Raw genomic sequence first — 19515 nt, forward strand, 5'->3', positions numbered from 1 at the left:
TACAAAACGCCTGCAAATTAGAATTTATTATACAGCAGTTTTGTTAAAGCTGTATGGAGTCACTTTTCAACAAATGTTTTCAGAGATTCACCAATGATCTGTTTCCATCCTTCGGCAAAATTTTCTTTGGCCAGATCGGGATTCGTTGACGGGAATGATTCCAGTCCTTCGTGAGTAAGTTTTAGCCGGGTAGTATTCCCTTCGGCGAATAATTCAAAAGTTACAAAGGAAATGCCCTCATATCCTTCGTACCGCCAGCTATAGGTAAGTTTTTTTTCAATTACTACTTCTGTTATCCTGCATTTATGCAGGTATTGTTTTTCTTCAGTTCCACCATAAAATTGAAATTCAAATCCAATCGCTGGTTTAAATTCCGGCAGATCAAAATACCATTGTTTCATCTCATCCTTATCGGTTATGGCCTTCCATACTTTTTTAACGGGAGCAGCAAAACTGCGTTCTATTATAAAAGGTTCATTTTTCATTGCGCTTCATTTTTAGTCTCCACAAATATATATGAAACCGATTGGTTACGCAATAATGTCGTCATTTTTATTTCATGAAACTTGGGAGATAAACAGACGAATGTGGAAATCTTTTATTATAAAATGAACGAATATTCGTTTATTTTGTTTCATCATGCGTAAGAAAGATGAAAATAAAGAAATAGCCATCCGTGAAAAAGCAATGGAAATGATTGTGATGGATGGCTTTGACGGGCTGAGCATGCAAAAATTAGCTAAGGCTGCCAATATCTCCGCCTCTACTATTTACATCTATTTTAAAAACCGCGAAGACCTGCTGAACCAGTTGTTTATACAGGTACAACAAACTTTTTCGGATGTAGCGCTGGCGGGTTTCAGTCCCGAGCTGTCTTTTGAAGAAGGCTTATGGTTGCAATGGAAAAACAGGCTGCGCTTCATTCTGAAATACCCGGTGCATTACCAGTTTTACGAGCAATTCAGGAACTCACCTTTAATTAATCACAGCGATATTAACCTGTCTGTTTTTAAGAATAACATGAAACATTTTGTGCTGAATGCCATAAGGCGCGGTGAACTTGCCAGGATGGAACCCGAAATTTTCTGGTCGCTTGCCTATGGTAGTTTTTATGCTCTTGTGCGGTTTCACCTTAATGAAAAGTCTATGATGAATGAAAACTTTAAGCTTACCGATACTATTATGAAACAAACATTTAAACTGGTTATAAAAGCATTACAACCCGAATAAATCGTATTCACTTTTATCTGAACATACATGAATCATCAGGGAAGCATTGTTAAACATACATTTACCAGGTATCAAAAATTTGTAATTGCCATATTGGCCATATTGCAGTTTACAATTGTTTTAGATTTCATGGTATTGTCTCCACTTGGAGCCATATTGCTGCCGGAATTAAATATCAGGCCCTCTCAGTTTGGATTAGTGGTATCGGCTTATGCTTTCAGCGCCGGCGTTTCCGGATTACTGGCTGCAGGCTTCGCCGATAAATTCGACAGGAAAAAAATGCTGTTGTTCTTTTATGCAGGGTTTATTACCGGTACTGTATTGTGTGCCGTTGCACCCAATTACCATTTTTTACTGATAGCACGCATAGTAACCGGTTTATTTGGAGGCGTTATAGGGTCTGTAAGTTTTGCCATTATTACGGATTTATTTACGCTGGAAACAAGAGGAAGCGTAATGGGGTTTGTACAAATGGCTTTTGCGGCAAGCCAGGTATTAGGCATTCCTGTTGGACTGCTGCTGGCCAATTATTTCGGCTGGCATTCGCCGTTTTGGATGATAGCCGGATTTACTGTTATTGTGGGATGCATTATTTGGATATATATGCAACCGGTAACCGAACATCTTCTCTTAAAACACAACAGGAGTGCATTTCAGCATTTATGGAAAACGGTTTCCAAGCCTGATTATGTGAAAGGGTTTACGGCCACCATTTTACTCGCTACAGGCGGGTTTATGCTAATGCCGTTTGGCAGCGCTTTTATGACCAATAATATGAACATCCCGTTAAAGAGCCTGCCTTTATTATATGGTGTAATGGGAATTTTTTCCATCCTTTTCGGGCCATTGATAGGGAGGGTAAGCGATAAAGTTGGAAAATATAAAATCTTTGCGTTCGGATCTGTGCTCAGCATGTGCATGGTCCTTATATACACAAACTTAGGCGCTACCCCGCTATGGATAGCCATAGCGCTGAATGTAATATTGTTTGTAGGAATTTCATCACGGATGATCTCAGCATCGGCATTATTAACCGCGGTTCCACAGCCACAGGACAGGGGCGCTTTTATGAGTATCAATGCTGCTGTGCAGCAAATATCGGGTGGCGTAGCTTCAGCTATAGCGGGAATGATTGTGGTGCAAAACAGCAGCGGCGCTTTGGTGCATTACAACACACTCGGTTATGTAGTAGTGCTGTCTATGATGGTAGCCATATTGCTCATGTATTTTTTAAACAACCATATTCAAAAAAAGCAACAGGTTAAATTAGCTCTATGATTTGGGTATTCAAAACATCGGTACAAAATAAAACGCAGGCCCGGCAGGTTGCGTACCTGCTCGATAAGCTGGTTACGACCCGCGGCAAATGGAATTTTGATTTAGATGATTGCGACAGGATATTGAGAATAGAATATGAAGACCTGCCTGTTGAGGAGTTGATGTCGGCAATGCGTACCGCAGGATTTATTTGCGAAGAATTAGCTGGTTGAGCAGGAAAATATGCTATGCTTTTTTCTCAGGCGGTTTTTCACCACCGGGAAGTTTTTTTTCAAACATATGGGCCAGGTTCGACATGGGTCCTTCCATTTTATGAGTGCGGTCGTCCATGCTGCCATCATCAAGCAATTCGCCCAATTGTAAGGAAGCCGGCAAATATTGCAAAATGGTTTGCCGATGATCATCCATGTTGTTTTTAATTTTATCCATGGAAACTCCTTTATCCTTTTCATTTTGAACAATACGCATGGCTTCCTGTGCAACGCTGCTCATTACTTCTTTGGCTTTATCTGCTGTTGCGCCCGAATACTGCGCTATTTTTTCTGCCATTTCCTGCTGTTTTCCCCCGAAAATATCCGGGTGCTGCTCTTTCAGAACAGAGTTCATAATCTTTTCATAGCCTTTGCCTGTTACAGCAAATAACGAAAAGGCAGTTAACGTAGCCGGTACTGCGGCCTGGTAAAGTTTTTCATCAGCCGAAAGGCTATCAAATAGTTTAACCTCCTGTTCGTTAGGATCTACCTTATGCAGGGCTTTATAACCAAGATTTTTGATAACAGTTTCTAAAAGATTTACTGACATAAATAAGCGTTTATGCATTATAATCAGAAAATGATGCCACAAAACATTGCTTTAACTATTCATAAATGGAAATCTTTAAAATAGGGAAAGCATAGTATTTGCAACAAAAGCTATTTGTGATTGGATATGCCTGTTACAAAGGCGTGATGCCGCAACTACTGAAAAAATGATAGCAGTTTTAGGATGGATAAAAATTTTAGCATGGGATGAAAATAATTCTATAATTTATTTTACCATCACCGAAGCATTTCCCCGGGTGTCCAATTTTTTCCCCAATAGTTTCCTTTTAATTGGACTTGCCTGCTTTCAATAAATGCTTTTAAACTGCTGCTCATTTCCAATAGCCCCGCATATTTTATTGAAGAATTGAGGCTGTTATTTAGCTTCGAATTTAATATTTGAATTTTTATTTGGTTCTTGTTTTTTGTTATTTGGTCCTTTGTATCTTTTAGGATTTCGAAATTCTGGATTCGGATTTAATTTTATCTGTCATTGGCAGGTTAATGGAACAGCTTTAACTCGTTCTCTCCAAAATTCAGCAAACTTTCTAATTGTAAATCGGCAGCATTCCATCTGGGTTGATGGCGCATTTGCTGATCGGGTACAACCACGCATTTCATCCGCGCAGCTTTGGCAGCGATCATACCGTTAAATGAATCTTCAAAACAAATACATTTAATGGGAGAAGACTGTAATTCTGCAGCGCAGGCGAGGTAAACTTCCGGATGGGGTTTACCAAATTTTAAAAATTGAGCGGAGGTCATAGCCTGCAGGTAATGCCCGATGTTTAATTTGCCGGCTACCACATGTACTACTGCCATTGGAGAAGAAGTAGCCAGGCCAATTTTATAATGATGCTGTTTCAAAAGAGCGAATATTTCCTGCACTCCCGGCATTCCTGTGCCATGACTGTCAATTTTTTCAGTCGCTTTTTTAATGATCATCTCCATTGCATCATTCACAAAACGCAGGTCTTTTTTAAAATGATGGAGCCAGTGTGCAATCCATTCTTCCGTGCGTAAACCCCTGGTATTATGAAATTGTTCTGTTGTTAGCTGAATATTGAACTCCTGTAAGACTTCTGCTGCCGCCTCTTCCCACAAGGGCTCAGAATCAATGAGTAATCCATCCATATCAAAAATTACGGTATCTGTTTGCATCCTGCAAATATAAAGGAATCGGGATAGTGAGTGGTGAGGGGTGAATAGTGAAAAGTGAGAAGTTAGCTGATGGCTGATCGCTGAAAGCAGACAGCCCAAGAGGGGAGGTGAGATGTAAAAGGTGAGAGGGTGGGAAGTGCCGCCAGTCATTATTTATTTCTGGCGGCTATCCGGCTGAGCTTATTGCAATGCGAAAACAGCCTGCACTTCAAACTTCAGTTTTATTTTTTTGAAATCAATATCAGCATATTCCGCGTTGTCTGCATATTGATCATTTTCACGAAGCTTTACATTGGCAGCAGCATTTCTATATACGGGCATTACGGAATAATCTACCGGTTCCTGGATAGAAACAGCTACTCCCGCTTTTTCACCAATAGCTTCCGAAAGATAAATGGCTTTATCTTTTGCTGCTTTTACAGCCTGTATTTTTAATTGCATGCGAAATGCATCCATATTGCTGTGCGAGGTTTTCACGATAAAAAATCCCTGGGTTGCTTCATCATCTAATTTTTCAACAATTGCGTCAATCTTTTGTATGCTGTTGAATTTGATGATATAACTGATGGTTGCCATCATGTCCGGGGTCTTTTTCTTTTTATTCAGCCAGTATAAGCGATCTGCCCCCTGGTAGGCTGCAATGCTTATGAGAGAATCCGGAATGCCCGCATTTTTACACAATTGCAGGAACTGTTTTTTGATGGTTTCCATATTTATTTTGCCCGAACCTTTTTTTTCATATTCCCTTAAGTTCACCTGCACATATATCTCATCGGGAACAATTTCCATTTCTGCGCTTCCTGTTACATTAATCGTTTTAGGATAGGGATTGTTATATGCCGGATTATTTACCTGCGCGGTGGTGGCGCTTACAACAATGGCTAATACGGATGCGAATACAAATTTTTTCATGATTATAATTTTATACAGGATGTGATCTTTTTGTTGATTACATATTTATACAGGAGCGTTGCATGAGGGTTAACAAAGTTTTTACAAATAGCCTATATTGCAAAGCAAATCATGGGTATAAACATTTACTAATGGGTTCATTTTTTGAAAGATTGCGCTATGTAAAACTGGTACGAAAGGTCGTATATGTTATCATTGGTTGCCTGTCGTACCCCGGGTTGGCGATTATGAACCGTATTAAAATTACAGGTACAGAACATCTCAGAAATTTGCCCCGTAATAATGTATTATTCGTGAGCAATCACCAAACCTATTTTATGGATGTGATTGCTTTCCTGCATATTTTTTGCGCGGTAAAGTGGAGAAAAGAAAACAAACTGGGTGTTCCTTATTACCTGCTTAATCCTTTTACAAACGTGTATTTTGTTTCGGCGGAAGACACCATGAAAAAAACTTTCATGAGCAGGCTAATGGCTTTGGCGGGTTCCCTAACGGTTAAACGTACCTGGGTGGAAGAGGATAAGACAGTAAGAAAAGGGTTAAATCTTTCCGACACCAAAAAAATTTTGAATGCGCTAAACCGGGGCTGGGTAATTACTTTTCCGCAGGGAACTACCACGCCCTTTGCGCCCGGGAGAAAAGGCACAGCTTTCCTGGTGAAGCAAAGCCATTGCGTGGTGATACCTATCGTGATTGATGGTTTTAATAAGGCTTTTCATAAAAAAAACCTGAAGCTTATGCAGAAGGGAGTGCTTTTAACAGTGAGTTTTAAGCCGCCGCTTACCATTAATTATGACGACAGTCTGGATGACATGCTCGGTCAACTGATGGATGCCATAGAACAAAGTGCTGAGTATAAAAACTAAATTGTGAAACTATTCTTCGGCAAAAAGCGCCTTAAGTTCAAATGCATCATTGGGTTTCATTTTACCACCTAATATTAATCTCAACTGCCTTCTTCGCATGGCTCCTTCATATAATTTCTGCTCGTATTCGGACTGGGGCGTAAGTTGAGGAACGGGCGACGGTTTTCCATCTGCATTGAGTGACACAAAAGTATAATAGGCTTCATTGCTTTTGTATTTGTGCTGCCGTTTCAGATCTTCGCCCCATACGCGAATATGTACCTCCATAGAAGTGGTAAACGCCCGGCTTACTTTAGCTTCGATATAAACAACATTCCCAAGCAGAATAGGCGCCTCAAAAGAAATATTATCAACAGAAGCGGTCACTACCGGCGCGTTGGCATGTTTTTGGGCAGACAGGGCTGAAGCTATATCCATCCAGTACATGAGCCTGCCGCCCATAAGGTTTCCAAATACATTCGTATCATTAGGCAGTACCAGCTCCGTCATCATTACCAATGATTCACTGGCCTTTTTTAAGATTATTTCCATTAATGAATTTTACGCAAAGATAAGGGTTGGTACCAAGTGCTGATTATCCGGGAAAGAGCGCTTAAGCTGCATGTATGTAAATGGCGGGCTTTTCGTAAAAAATAAAAGGTGAGGGATGTTGTCCCTTACCTTTTACGTCTCAAATGCTTCATGTATAAATAATGTAAATGCGATCTCTTTATGCGTTAGCAATAAAGGTATAAATGATCAGTATGGCTATAAGCATAACCCTTATAGCAACAATATTGGTTGAAATCGTTTTCTTCATGGCTTTAGTTTTTTAGTTTCAGGATATGGATTGTCAATTGATTTTAAAAAATCATAGGGCAGCGTAAAATACCTGATGAGCCCCCGTTGCCACCCAAACGAATACCCACTTTAATGCTTGCGGAATAATAAGAATCGTTCCTGGTAGGCGTGCCACGTTTATCTCCTGCATTATAATAGGGAATTCTGGTGCCTGGGCTTACCTGCTGCGCCTTATTGTGCATTTGTTTGGCAATGGTTGCCGTTCTTGATCCCGCACCAAAATAGCTGTCGAAATCGCTGTCGGCAATAAACTCCGTTCCTATATCATCAATATAATCGGTAAAGGTTTTTCTGTTTACAATTTCAAATGCGGCGTTTACTTTATCGGAAAAATAATAGCGTATACCCACGCCGTAAGGAATATTAATCTGTGTAAGGCTGTATTCTTTTTTGTCGGGATATTGAGGCATGCCCTGACCTTCAGTGCGCAAAGGTTTCAGGTCAACCCATGTTTTTGTGCCATTGGATGCGGTATATTGGCCCTGCGGGTTAAAATGAAAAACGCCTATACCGATCACGCCATAAGGCCGGAATTTGTGATATAAATCCTTGTCATCATCTTCCAGAAACACCGTGGGATATATTTCACCGGTTAAGGTAACTTCCTGTACAGGTATCCTGGCTGAAAGATTTCTGTTCTTACGGGCAAGTTCAGGACCGCCCTTATCCACGATGATACTGTCGGCTCCCTCAAGTGTAGTAAAATTTGCGGCAAGCGTTATACCAAAAAGCTCACTCGGACGAATGGTGAGATAAGCACCTTTCATCAGCTTGGTCATTTGGATGTTGTTGTCTTTCAGAAATGTTTTGCCCGTGCCATAGCGCCCGCCCAGGTCGCCAAGAAGATTGGAAGGTCCTATATTGAGGCCTATCTCGTATACCGGCTTATCAAAAAAGATGTACTGGCTATACGATTTTACTGAAAATAAACTAATGGCCGTAATGATACAGGCACGAAAAATTTTGTTGGGTAATTTTTGCGTCATGAGAGCGGATTTAAGCTTTCAAAAAGTATTGGACTGACCTAATTAACGGAGTAAGCTGTAAAATAGTATGGCAGAAAAAGGCGCAGATCCGGGGGTAATGAATGAGATAAAGCAGATGTGTAAGAGAAATTACTTTAAGGCAGGATCATTTTAATATGTTCAATATTGTCTTCCAGGTAGATATCGCTGTCCTGGACAAATCCCATGCTTTCATAAAATTTTTTAAGATATAACTGGGCGCCGATTTTGATGGGAATGCGCCCAAACAATTGATATACAGCAAGAACAGAACGTTCCATTAATGCCTTGCCAACCCCGGTTCCGCGTACCGGTGGAGCATTAACCACCCGTCCGATCGCCGCTTCCTTATACATTATTCCGGGTGCGAATATGCGGGTATAAGCCACTAATTTGTTTTCTTTCCATGCGCATAAGTGCCACGCTTTCTGATCATTATCATCGGCATCTAAGAAAGCGCATTGTTGTTCCACTATAAATACTTCCATGCGCAACCGCATAATTTTGTACAACTCATGAACAGTGAGTTCGTCAAATGTTTTAAGTGTCCATTGCAGCACCATAGGAATTTGATATATGATAACGAAATACAAAGTTCGAAATCCGAAGTAAAGAACCAAATAACAAGAACCAAACCTGCCTGCGGCAGGCAAGCCTGTCCGCCGGGGTGGATAAATCTCAAATCTTAAATTTCAAATCTTCAATACCCATATTTATCTTTCCAAAGTTCTTTCAGCCATTTTCTTAATTCTTCTTCCCTGGCATTTTTGCCCGGATTATAAAAAGCGGTGCCTTTGACCTCGGTGGGCAAATATTCCTGTGGCGAAAAATTTTTCTGATAATCATGCGCATACTGGTAGCCTTTTCCATAATCTAAGTTTTTCATCAATTTGGTGGGCGCATTGCGTATATGCATGGGCACGGGTAAATCGCCAAATTGTTTAACCGCAGTCAATGCTGCATCTATAGCAAGATATGCTGCATTGCTTTTGGGTGATGAAGCAAGATAGGTGGTGCATTGCGATAATATGATCCTGGATTCTGGATAGCCGATCTTATTAACTGCTTCAAACGTGGCGTTAGCCAGCAAGAGTGCATTGGGGTTGGCATTGCCAATGTCTTCGCTTGCCAGAATGACCAATCTTCTTGCTATAAATTTTACATCCTCTCCGCCTTCAATCATTCTTGCCAGCCAGTAAACGGCTGCATTGGGATCGCTGCCGCGGATGGATTTAATGAATGCTGAAATAATATCATAGTGCTGTTCCCCGCTTTTGTCGTACAGTGCAATGCGTTTTTGGGCAATATCCATTACCAGGTCATCCGTTACGGATATGGATTCATTCCCGGGAACGCCGTCTGCAACCAATTCCAGCAGGTTCAGTAATTTCCTGGCATCGCCACCTGAAATATTCAAAAGCGCGGCAGTTTCTTTGAATGTTATTTTGCGTTTACTGAGCACCACATCTTTTTCGATAGCCAGTGTCAGTAATTTTTTTAAAGCGGTTTCATCAAGTGGCTTTAATACGTACACCAAACATCGGCTCAGTAAGGCCGCATTTACTTCAAAGGATGGATTTTCGGTTGTTGCTCCAATGAGGGTGATCGTGCCCTTTTCTACAGCCCCCAGCAAAGCATCCTGCTGACCTTTGTTAAAGCGATGAATTTCATCAATGAACAAAATGCTTTCGGGCTGAAGCTTTGCTTTTTCAATTACTTCCCTTACTTCTTTTACACCGGCGCTTATGGCGCTCAACGTATAAAAGGGAACATTAAGCGTATGTGCGATAATGTTAGCAATGGTTGTTTTGCCAACACCGGGCGGCCCCCATAAGATCATGGAAGGGATTTTGCCTTGTTGTATGGCTTTACGCAATATGCTTCCCTGTCCGGTAAGATGTTCCTGTCCTACAAGCTCGTCTAATGATTGTGGTCGTAACCGTTCTGCCAGTGGAGCTGCCATAGTGGAGCAAAAATAAGTGATAAGTTCAATTCGATGGTTAAGTGAATTTATGGAGAGGGGGAAACCGGGTGCAGCAGGTGTTACACCTGGCAGGAAAATAAAAATGCGAAGTAATGAAACTTCGCATAGCATTTGTTTTAGTATAGTAATACTGCCGGTGCAAAAAGCGCTTATTCCAATCCCATAAAAAAAGCAGATGGAAAGGACTGGGCTGCGGGCGGCGTAATCAATCTTTCATTTACAGCCTGGTCTTTTGCGGGTTCCGTTCCGGCATGTAAGGTATGATGCAGTACGATGCATAATGCTATCAGTGAAATAAGCATTAAAATGGAATGAAAATTCTTTTTCATGATTTGATATATTAATATTTTAAAGGATTGTTTTTTCTGCAATCATGCGCATGGTCTTGCCATTCACATTCAGCGTTGCACTGTCTTCCAGCAACAGGTTCCCGATTTGTTGTATACTGCCCTGCTCATTGTTGAACCTGCTGCCATCAGCCAGTTGGAGATTAAGCCATTTTACATCGGCAGTACTACCCAGGGTAATTGCACCACTGCGTTTAACATTCACCGTTAAGCTGTCGGCCGATCCATTGAATGTTACATCTCCTTCAGCGCCGATATTCATTGTGGCGCCCGTTAGGGCAACAGGATCAATTTCAGCATTCGCAGAATCAATGGAAAGCTTTATAAAACCAGGACAGTATACAGTAACCGGCAAATAGCCGTGCTGATTTTTTGAGCGCAGCGTTAAAACACCGGCTTCCGACTGAAATTGAATTTGATCTTTATTCCAGTTGTCTACACGTATGGCAAAGCTGTCGGAATACTTTATCGAAATATGGCCCCGTTTAAATCCGCCCAGGTCTATCTCGGTAAAATGATCTACTATGGTAAGCGCGCTTCTTTCATTTTCTACCTGCTGTTCTGTAACGTATTCACCGTTTTTATACTTCGCGTATAAGGAAGCATATACAAAAAGTATTATTATAAATGGCAGAACGAATAAGCTCAATAATATTTTGTTACTTGTTTTCATACCGTGGTATTGTGTTATGAAAAGTTTTGTTTAATGAATTTTTCAAACCGGGGTTTCAATTCTTCTGTATTCATACCCAGCAGGTACATATTCCTGAATACACCGGGCAGGTCTTTCTGCAGAAATTCTTCCTTCCGGTAACCAAGGGCATGTTCCCTGGCATTGGTAGTTACAAAGTAGCCAATGCCCCGCTGGTTATAAATGATCTCCTGTTGCTGTAAAAAATCGAATGTGCGCATAACGGTATTGGGGTTCACTTCTAATTGCACTGCCAGCTCTCTCACCGATGGAATGCGTTGTTCCGTCTTCCATTCCCCGAGCAGGATCTTCTCGCACACGTAATCTGCTATCTGCAGGTATATTGACTGACTATCTTTGAATTGCATGGTTACAAATTTTTAATAGGTACACGATCATATTTCTTTTTCTTTCAGCCTGAAATAAGTTGCTACCCAAAAAACAGGCGCCCATATAAACTTCGCGAATGCTATAACCGCATCCTCAATCCAGGGTGCTAACCGGTATAGTTTCATTTCATTATCGCCATATACTGCAAAGCTGGTTAACCCCCGCATACTAATATTGTGAGGCAATAAATTTTTCGCGAAGAATATGCCTGCCAGCATAAAAAGAAATATGATAAACAATGCTGCCAGTATGGTTTTTATAAATGCAAACCTCTCAAAATACACGGAGCCCAGGATGAACAGGGACTGCAGCGCCAAAAAAATGTAGAAAAATAGTATTGCAGGTTCTTTCAGGTTGCTCATATACCGGATATCGTTATCGGGATTGATCCGGATAAAAGCAAAAGTGATTTGCTGTATTATGAAAAAACTCACAAGGTAAACCACCAAAAAAGCAATAAGAGAATAAAAAATACCACAAAATAATTTTTCCAAATGTGTAGCTGGAATGCTGAGCCAATAAGTACCCTTGGCTTTATCGCTTAATGCACCGAAGGTAGTACTGGCAAATATTAACCCTGCGCCAAAAAGAAGGATAAGGAAAACAATATAAGTATCTTCTTCATCATAACGGTTTTCGTTTGCAATAGCCCAAAAAATAAATATGATGGCAAGCAAACCTATAAGTGCCAGTATAGACAAGCTGTAAAGCTTCGCATTGTCGAACCATTGTTTTTTTATGAGCAGCCCCAGCCTTGAGAAACTAAATGAATTGTTCATGTTAATGTCTTTATCAGTTAAAAGCAGAATGAATTTTGTCGCGGTTTACAATAATGGCTTTGTACAGCATTTCAAGATCCAGGCGGCTTTCTTCATGCGCAGTATTACGGGTGATGATAGCATTGCCTTTTAATGAAGGTTCGCTGTATAGTGATTGCTGAATTTCTTCGGGATCAAAGGAAATTTTGAAGTTCAGTTGATGTGTGATCTGTTCAATGGTTTGATCAAACAGGATTTTTCCTTCGTCAATAATGGTAATGCGGTCAATAAGGTTTTCAAGATCTTTTACCTGGTGTGTGCTGATGATAATGGATTTGTTTTCGTCTAAGGCACTTGCAATTACCTTGCGAAACTGGCTCTTGCTCATAATATCCAACCCATTGGTGGGTTCATCCATGAGCAATAAAGCAGTATTACAGGCCAATCCAAAACTGATAAGTGTTTTTTTCTTTTGCCCGTAGCTCATGCTTTGAATCGTATTATCAACCGGTATTTCAAACTCGCTGAGGTAGCGGTTAAATTGATCGTAGTTGAATTTGGGATAGAATGGCGCATTGTACTTTGCCAGTCTTGCCGGAGTGATATCAGGGAGGAAAAACTCCTCTGCTATCATAAATACTTCCTGCAAAAAGGAGGGCTTTCTTTTACCCGGAACTTCGTTGGCTACAGCAATACTTCCCGTATCAGGGAAAAGCGTTCCTGCAATATTGCGTAAGAGCGTGGATTTACCGGTGCCGTTTTTGCCCAGTAAACCATAAATAAAACCCGGTTGTAACTGAAGGCTCAACCCGGTGAACACTTTTTTTTTGCGATAGGCAAAGTGAAGATTTTGAACAGAAACCATATTTAGTGATTTAGTGTACTATCGTATTAGTACACTGCAAATATAATACTGCTTTTGAGCTTTCCAAATTTTTATTAAACATTTTTTTGATCCGGGTGCGCGATTATTATTATAAATAATTATTAATCAATTATTTACATGGTATAAATTGCCTTGCTACCGCCTTTCCCCCTTTTAGTATCTTAATTTCATGACCGATACAGTTTATCCCAGAACAGACACCGGCGCTATAAACCAGTAACAATACAAATACATAGACACAGTAGGAACATAGAAATACAGTAGGAGGGAAAACCTATGTGCTCCTATGTGCCTATGATCCTCCTATGTGATAAGAAAAGAAACGAACACATAGACACAGTAGGAACATAGAAACACAGTAGAAGAAAAAAATTTATGTGCTCCTATGTGCCTATGATTCTATGTGATCAGAAAAGAAAACGAACCCGTAGACACACAGTAGAAAAGAAAAAACCTATGTGCTCCTATGTGCCTATGATTCTATGCGTTAAGAAAAAGAAGATAAACGCAATAGCCACAATCGAAAGAATAAGAAAAACTATGTGTACCTATGTGCCTCCTATGATCCTCCTATGCAAAAAATGCATAGACACTGTAGGACAGCAATGCTAATAATATAAAAGAACATGAGGTAACAAAAATACCACAAAAAGGTTATTGCATTCAATATAGAAACTGTTTACCTTAGTCCGGAAACACCATTCCGCATACCGAAAACAAACTTCCGCACTCCTTTTATTCTAATCTGGTAACAAAATCCATATCACATCACGGGAAAAGCAGATTCCGGGAATTTGCTGATTGATACCTGTAATTTTTTTGTGCTATGATAATGGACCCATTCTTCACCACTGAAACGCATCTGGTATGATACACGAAGCACTTGGTTTACTGCGCCGGGAACTGGTTACCTATCTTTCCTCGCATGGGTATACCACTGCGGAAGATATAGTGGTAATAGAAAATATAGGGCTTTTTGAATCCTCCACCAGTGGCGTGAACTTAGATGATAAGATTGTTTTTACACTGGTGAACATCGAAGAAGAAAGTACATTAAAGAACGCTCCATTCGTTAAAAAGGAATTTGCAAATCCTGCCCTGTATGAAAATCCACCTGTTTTTCTGAATCTATACCTGCTTATTACAGCATGCAACAAATCGGCGGATAATAACAGTTACACAGACGCGCTGGAAAGGCTGTCGCTGGTCATCGCTTTTTTCCAGAGTAAAAACGCCTTTTCTGCAGGCGGTTCTGTTTCGGGAGGTACATCTTCCTTTACTAGCGAAGACCTGCTGGAACTCACTATCCGCCACGAAATGTATACACTCAGCTTTGAACAGGTTAATCATTTATGGGGTACGCTGGGTGGTAAGCAGATGCCTTTTGTGTTGTATAAACTCCGGCTTGTAGCCATTACCGAACGTAAGGTGCTGAGAGAAGTGCCGTTGATCGAAGAAATCGAAACCAATCTTACAAAAATGCCAATCGGTTATTGATGGGGGTTATTTATAAAATATTATTTGAAGTAAAACTGCTCCACGAGTTTTATCTTACCCAACCCGATGGACAAACGGTATTTGACCTGGCGGCACAAACCGACAGGATCAACTTTTTATTTAACCGTTTTAAACGGGGCGACAGGGATATTAACAGCGAGCTGCGTTTTGAGCTGCCGGACAGTGTACGTAAAACATTCGGAGATTATCACTTAAAATTGCTTCCTTCTTATGCCGGTTGTAAGGTAGCGGTTGAAGTACAAAAACAAACGCTCCCTGATGGAACGGTAGTGTATCCACCCAAAATTCCATTGCCCGATGCATTGAATATTTCTTTTTTGATCATCAGAAAAGATAGTGCCTGGGATGCATATACCAACGCTAAAATGAAAAAACTGACGAATGCGGTTTATTATTTTTCTAATGAAAATGTTAGCGGTTCCAAACCTTACCCTGTATTATCCAATAATATTTCTCCCTTTGATACTACGCTTGTGTATGAGCAGGGCGAACAGGCTTTATTTGGCCCAAACGACATCCGTTCGTTTTATACCGATAAAGATGGAAACGGACAATGGTTGCATGTAAGCGGTGATCATTTTGTAAGTGAAAATGACAGGATCCTGCTTCCGCTCCGGTTTTCTTATGCTTTTAACATTGCCGACAATATAACCAGTGCCGAAGTAGTATTAAAGGATAAAGATGGTAATGCTGTTGTGCTTTCAAGAGATGAATATGGTACAGAAAAAAAAACAATTGCATTTGAAAGCATTGTGCCGCTCCGGAAAATTGTGCTTGATTTTAGCAGGGGAGATATTGCCACGGTACCGGCTTTTGCCGCTGATGAAAATATTTTTTATACCCTTGAAGTAACAGACAGCAATGGGAATACGAAAACCAGCCGTTTCCTGTTTTTTAATGATGCCCATAGTTTGCGGGAAAGCTGCGGGCTGATCAATATAAATCCTAAGGTAACAGATCCCGCCTTCAATTTATTAGATAACAATGGTTTTTTACTTACCCGTATAATGCCCGACAGCAGCATTGTGCCTGCGCCTGTTTTTGAAATAAGAATGAAGAGCCGGCTTTCTTTCTGGCGATATATCCATGACAAAAAGAAAAAACTGAAAAACGAGCATCCCGATTTCCTGTTCCCGCAAAACGATAATTTAGTTTCCCTTCTGCCCCGCCCGTTAAGCTTTACCCCTTTTTTATTGAAGAAACCCGATACCACTCCGTATTACCTGCCCAACCCACTCCCTTTTGAATTGATAAAAACAGAAAATGGTAAACAGTATACAGACATTTTGGTTGCAGAATCCGCCCTGTTTCCGCTGTTACCATAATAATGTGCGAGCCTGATTTTCGAAAACGATTTATAAACATAAAAACCTTTTCATATGCCAGAATACAAAACCCCCGGAGTTTATATTGAAGAAATTCCAAAACTCCCTCCTTCCATTGCATCGGTTGAAACGGCAATTCCTGCCTTTATAGGGTACACCCAAAAGGCACAGTTAAAAGAGCCGGCCGATCTGATCAATATCCCCAAACGCATTACCTCAATGCTGGAATATGAACAGTTTTTTGGAGGTCCTCTGCCAGAAACAACCATCACTATAACGATAGATACCACACAGGGGGGGCGAATTGATGTGCAGGGTAAGGTAACTGCTCCATCGCCATACCTGATGTATTATTCCCTGCAATTGTTTTTTATTAACGGGGGTGGCCCTTGTTATATCGTTTCAGTAGGCGACTATAGCGGGGGCGGGGTAATTGACCAGGCAACGCTGCAGGGAGGACTGGATGAAATTGAAAAAGTAAATGAGGTTACACTATTATTGTTCCCCGATGGTTTAAACATGAGCAGCGCCGGCAATTATTATGCTTTATATAAAGAAGCCATGGATCAATGTGCGGAACTGAAAGACCGCTTTGCTGTCTTGGATGTATGGATGGACCCCGATACTACTGTTGACAATATACAGGTACTCCGCGATTTTGATTTTGGTACCATTGATATCGTAAAATACGCTGCTGTTTATTATCCCCGCATCTATACAAGACTGGATTACCAGTACGATGACGAAAATGCCGTAACCATTATTGGTGTAGGCGATGGTTCTTTGAGTGGAACGCTTACCGAATTAAAAGCAAAAAACAATGCTTATTATTTTATGGCTAAAGGTGCTGTGAGTGATATTGAAATGCTGATGCCCGCTTCCGGCGCTGTAGTTGGAAAATATGCCGAAGTGGATAATACAAGAGGCGTTTGGAAAGCACCCGCTAATGTAGGTATTGATTTCGCTATTCGTCCGGAAATATTGGTAACACACAAACAACAGGAAGGGCTGAACGTAGATACGCTTGCGGGAAAATCCATAAATGTTATCCGCAGTTTCGCAGGAAGAGGGCCTGCCATTATTTGGGGAGCCAGAACATTAGCGGGTAATGACAATGAGTGGCGCTATATTTCTGTAAGAAGATTTTTCAATATGGTTGAAGAATCTACAAAAAATGCTTCTGAGCGATTTGTATTTGAACCCAACGACCGCAATACGTGGATCCGTGTAAAATCAATGATCGAAAATTATCTCACCCAGCAATGGAAGGCCGGGGCGCTGATGGGCACCACTACCCGCGAAGCCTATTTTGTGAAAGTAGGGTTGGGTGAAACCATGACGGAATTAGATATATGGGAAGGGCGCATGATTGTAGAAATAGGCATGGCGGTAGTTCGTCCGGCCGAATTCATTATCCTGCGTTTCATGCATAAGATGCTCCAGGAATAATATTCCCACACATAACAGAACATGATTCTTTACTCTTAAAATCATTCAACATGTCAATCATATCATCTTCCAAAAAAGGTTACAGGCAACAGGATGATGACTGCGGCAATTGTGAAGAGAACGATACCGCCACTCAAAAGTCAATCAGCACCGAAAGGAAAAAATACTGCAACGAATTATATGCAACAGCAGGCGAGGTTACTACATATGAAACCAATTACTACGGGCAAACTACTTTATATGAACGAAAGAAATGCATGTTTGTGTGGACGGAGGATAATTACCGCCGCTACCGCAATACTGAAATATGTGTAGGCGCCGGGCTGCTTCAATCCAACGAACTGGTCAAAGAAAATGTTAGCAGCTACATTAAGTGGGGCAATGAGCTTTCTGCCAGCCTGAAGAATATTTTCAAGGCCGTAAAAGATGTAAAAACAAAATTAGGCGACTTGCGTACAGCAGCAGGTAAACTGGAAGATTGCAAAAATGACAGTTGCAATTGCACGCAAATGACCATTTTAACCGGTGAGCAGCAAAACAATTGCGATGCAAAACCTTCAACAGACAACAGACCTGATGAATGCAGCGATGCCAAAGAGGTACTGGATGAGCTGATCTGTATGCCCAAAGCCCTTGGATTTGATGTGGATTATCTTTTCAAAGCCTCTTCCGATGTGATCGGCATCCAGGTATTTTCCAACCTGGGTACCCTTGATCCATTGCAGAAAACGCTTTCGGATGATTCCAAAACTTTTGAAAAGCATATCCAGGATACTATGAAATTAAGAGAAAATGCTTTGAAAAAAATACAGGAAGACCTTGTAAAGGCAGTTCAGGAAACTGTTAAATCTGCTAACAAACTGTACAATAAGAGGAGTGATTTTGAAGGGCTGATATGTACTACAAAATTTATTTGTTGTCCTAAATGTGGTTGTGTTACAGAAGATGATAATTGTAAACCCCGCCTGGAAAAATGCAAAGAAGAGATTTGTGATATATGCGACGAAGTGAAGGAAACCTTTTGCAATGACAGCGGATGTAATGATGAAACCACTGCCGGTTGACAGCAGATGAATTATTCCATAAACAATTAAATCAATTATTATGCTTACGGAACATACTTATCAGAAATTAGCGGATACCTGGGATGCTAAGATCAAAGAATGCTGCGATAAGGAAGATCCTGATGATCCACGGGGCTGCGATTGCTGCTATGATAGCTGGCAGGATGAACTGAAAGTGGTGAAAACAAAATACAGCGAGTCGGAAGAGAAAGCCAAACAGCTAAAGGATGAACTGGCGGTTATTGCAGACCGGAGGGATAAATTAAAAATATGGTATGATGAGCTGACTAAGGCCAATGAGCTGGCCAGAAAGATATGCGATCAACTGGAGATGCTGCTTACCCAGGTTGATAAAGTGAGCACCAATACCGGGCTGGCTGTAAAGGCCATTAAAACCCTGTATTGCATGGTACGTGATTTTTATATGCAGGTAGACCTGGTAAAAACAAAATACGACCGCTTGCAGAATTGTATAAAATGTTTAAATAACCCGGCACTTGGTGCAGGTGTTGGCATAATAAAATGCCTGGAAGAATATGGAAAGAAATTGGAAATTGTTATTGCCACAAGGGATGAACTGATTAAAATGCTTATGGCGGCTATTAAGATTGCCTGTCGCATAAATAAAAATATTTCAGTTGAATACGGATTGGCTACCGTTATTACTGAATGGAAAACCGGTTTCAACTGTGATGTACAGTGTGATGATGATAATGCTGAACCTTGTGCACCAACAGGAGCAAAAGCCGGTAGCAACAAAAATGCAACCGCACCTGCGCAGGAAGATAGCTGTCTTGGCGCCTGTAGCCTTGAGCCTGTTTTGCTGTTCCCCATCTGTAAAGACCCGTATTATAATTGTATAGATGATCAGTACAAAGCCGATAAAAAAGATGCGGAAGATCTCGCTAAGGAATTATTAAAGGAGAATAAGAAAAAAGAAGCTTTGCTCGCCTGCAAACAAAGCCTTGAATCTGCTATTAAAGAAGTAGATCCCAAAAACAGGTGTAAATAA

22 protein-coding genes are annotated in these 19515 nt (G+C 40.8%); 9 read left to right on the plus strand and 13 right to left on the minus strand.

What is annotated here, in order from left to right; genetic code table 11:
* Positions 1–59: 59 nt before the first annotated feature.
* Positions 60–485 (minus strand): SRPBCC family protein, encoded by a 426-nt coding sequence (locus tag FRX45_RS18885; RefSeq protein WP_152270037.1) that lies wholly within the window; start codon positions 483–485, stop codon positions 60–62.
* Positions 486–639: 154 nt separating this feature from the next.
* Here FRX45_RS18885 and FRX45_RS18890 point away from each other — a divergent pair, with 154 nt between their 5' ends.
* From FRX45_RS18890 to FRX45_RS18900, 3 genes are read left to right on the plus strand one after another with little or no spacing between them, the layout of a single operon-like run.
* Positions 640–1230, plus strand: coding sequence for a TetR/AcrR family transcriptional regulator (locus tag FRX45_RS18890; RefSeq protein WP_152270038.1), 591 nt, complete (start codon positions 640–642; stop codon positions 1228–1230).
* 27 nt (positions 1231–1257) lie between these two features.
* Complete coding sequence (locus FRX45_RS18895) at positions 1258–2508, plus strand: MFS transporter (protein ID WP_152270039.1); 1251 nt, start codon at positions 1258–1260, stop codon at positions 2506–2508.
* Positions 2505–2720, plus strand: coding sequence for a hypothetical protein (locus FRX45_RS18900; protein ID WP_152270040.1), 216 nt, complete (start codon positions 2505–2507; stop codon positions 2718–2720). The genes FRX45_RS18895 and FRX45_RS18900 overlap by 4 nt, the downstream gene beginning before the upstream one ends.
* Before the next feature lie 13 nt (positions 2721–2733).
* Here the strand turns inward: FRX45_RS18900 and FRX45_RS18905 are convergent, their stop codons facing one another.
* The 3 genes from FRX45_RS18905 to FRX45_RS18915 all read right to left on the minus strand — a co-directional run bounded on the left by FRX45_RS18905 (position 2734) and on the right by FRX45_RS18915 (position 5381).
* Positions 2734–3309, minus strand: a complete 576-nt coding sequence (locus FRX45_RS18905) for a DUF937 domain-containing protein (protein ID WP_152270041.1) — start codon at positions 3307–3309, stop codon at positions 2734–2736.
* 500 nt (positions 3310–3809) lie between these two features.
* Positions 3810–4469, minus strand: a complete 660-nt coding sequence (hxpB, locus tag FRX45_RS18910) for a hexitol phosphatase HxpB (RefSeq protein WP_193311775.1) — start codon at positions 4467–4469, stop codon at positions 3810–3812.
* Positions 4470–4649: 180 nt separating this feature from the next.
* Positions 4650–5381 carry an SIMPL domain-containing protein gene (locus FRX45_RS18915; protein WP_152270043.1) on the minus strand — a complete coding sequence of 244 codons (732 nt, stop codon included), beginning with the start codon at positions 5379–5381 and terminating at the stop codon, positions 4650–4652.
* A gap of 131 nt (positions 5382–5512) precedes the next feature.
* Between FRX45_RS18915 and FRX45_RS18920 the strand changes: the two genes are divergently transcribed.
* Positions 5513–6247, plus strand: a complete 735-nt coding sequence (locus FRX45_RS18920) for a lysophospholipid acyltransferase family protein (RefSeq protein WP_152270044.1) — start codon at positions 5513–5515, stop codon at positions 6245–6247.
* 9 nt (positions 6248–6256) lie between these two features.
* On the opposite strand, the gene FRX45_RS18925 is transcribed toward FRX45_RS18920, so the two are convergent.
* The 9 genes from FRX45_RS18925 to FRX45_RS18965 form a co-directional block, all read right to left on the minus strand.
* Positions 6257–6778, minus strand: coding sequence for an acyl-CoA thioesterase (locus FRX45_RS18925; protein ID WP_152270045.1), 522 nt, complete (start codon positions 6776–6778; stop codon positions 6257–6259).
* 311 nt (positions 6779–7089) lie between these two features.
* Positions 7090–8073, minus strand: coding sequence for a hypothetical protein (locus FRX45_RS18930; RefSeq protein ID WP_152270046.1), 984 nt, complete (start codon positions 8071–8073; stop codon positions 7090–7092).
* A 134-nt stretch (positions 8074–8207) separates the two neighbouring features.
* Complete coding sequence (locus tag FRX45_RS18935; protein WP_152270047.1) at positions 8208–8654, minus strand: GNAT family N-acetyltransferase; 447 nt, start codon at positions 8652–8654, stop codon at positions 8208–8210.
* Between the two features lie 137 nt (positions 8655–8791).
* On the minus strand, positions 8792–10054 hold the full coding sequence (locus FRX45_RS18940) for a replication-associated recombination protein A (RefSeq protein ID WP_152270048.1): 1263 nt from the start codon (positions 10052–10054) through the stop codon (positions 8792–8794).
* Positions 10055–10224: 170 nt separating this feature from the next.
* Positions 10225–10404 carry a hypothetical protein gene (locus FRX45_RS18945; RefSeq protein ID WP_152270049.1) on the minus strand — a complete coding sequence of 60 codons (180 nt, stop codon included), beginning with the start codon at positions 10402–10404 and terminating at the stop codon, positions 10225–10227.
* Between the two features lie 19 nt (positions 10405–10423).
* The gene (locus tag FRX45_RS18950) at positions 10424–11095 is read right to left on the minus strand and encodes a GIN domain-containing protein (RefSeq protein ID WP_152270050.1); all 672 of its coding nucleotides are present in this window, start codon (positions 11093–11095) and stop codon (positions 10424–10426) included.
* Positions 11096–11109: 14 nt separating this feature from the next.
* Positions 11110–11481 (minus strand): GntR family transcriptional regulator, encoded by a 372-nt coding sequence (locus tag FRX45_RS18955; RefSeq protein WP_152270051.1) that lies wholly within the window; start codon positions 11479–11481, stop codon positions 11110–11112.
* Between the two features lie 27 nt (positions 11482–11508).
* The gene (locus FRX45_RS18960) at positions 11509–12282 is read right to left on the minus strand and encodes a hypothetical protein (RefSeq protein WP_152270052.1); all 774 of its coding nucleotides are present in this window, start codon (positions 12280–12282) and stop codon (positions 11509–11511) included.
* Between the two features lie 13 nt (positions 12283–12295).
* Positions 12296–13126: an ABC transporter ATP-binding protein gene (locus tag FRX45_RS18965; protein ID WP_152270053.1), complete on the minus strand. Its 831-nt coding sequence runs from the start codon at positions 13124–13126 to the stop codon at positions 12296–12298.
* Between the two features lie 888 nt (positions 13127–14014).
* Between FRX45_RS18965 and FRX45_RS18970 the strand changes: the two genes are divergently transcribed.
* Genes FRX45_RS18970 through FRX45_RS18990 form a run of 5 tightly spaced genes read left to right on the plus strand, consistent with a single transcriptional unit; the run spans position 14015 to position 19515 of the window.
* The gene (locus FRX45_RS18970; RefSeq protein WP_152270054.1) at positions 14015–14644 is read left to right on the plus strand and encodes a DUF4255 domain-containing protein; all 630 of its coding nucleotides are present in this window, start codon (positions 14015–14017) and stop codon (positions 14642–14644) included.
* A complete protein-coding gene (locus FRX45_RS18975) occupies positions 14644–15990 on the plus strand; it encodes a hypothetical protein (RefSeq protein ID WP_152270055.1) in 1347 nt (448 codons plus the stop codon). Before FRX45_RS18970 ends, FRX45_RS18975 begins: the two co-directional genes overlap by 1 nt.
* A 54-nt stretch (positions 15991–16044) precedes the next feature.
* Positions 16045–17439 carry a phage tail sheath C-terminal domain-containing protein gene (locus tag FRX45_RS18980; RefSeq protein ID WP_152270056.1) on the plus strand — a complete coding sequence of 465 codons (1395 nt, stop codon included), beginning with the start codon at positions 16045–16047 and terminating at the stop codon, positions 17437–17439.
* A gap of 50 nt (positions 17440–17489) precedes the next feature.
* On the plus strand, positions 17490–18503 hold the full coding sequence (locus FRX45_RS18985) for a hypothetical protein (protein WP_152270057.1): 1014 nt from the start codon (positions 17490–17492) through the stop codon (positions 18501–18503).
* A gap of 40 nt (positions 18504–18543) precedes the next feature.
* On the plus strand, positions 18544–19515 hold the full coding sequence (locus FRX45_RS18990) for a hypothetical protein (RefSeq protein WP_152270058.1): 972 nt from the start codon (positions 18544–18546) through the stop codon (positions 19513–19515).

It is taken from the genome of Agriterribacter humi (genome assembly GCF_009192765.1).
Lineage (GTDB): Bacteria > Bacteroidota > Bacteroidia > Chitinophagales > Chitinophagaceae > Agriterribacter > Agriterribacter humi.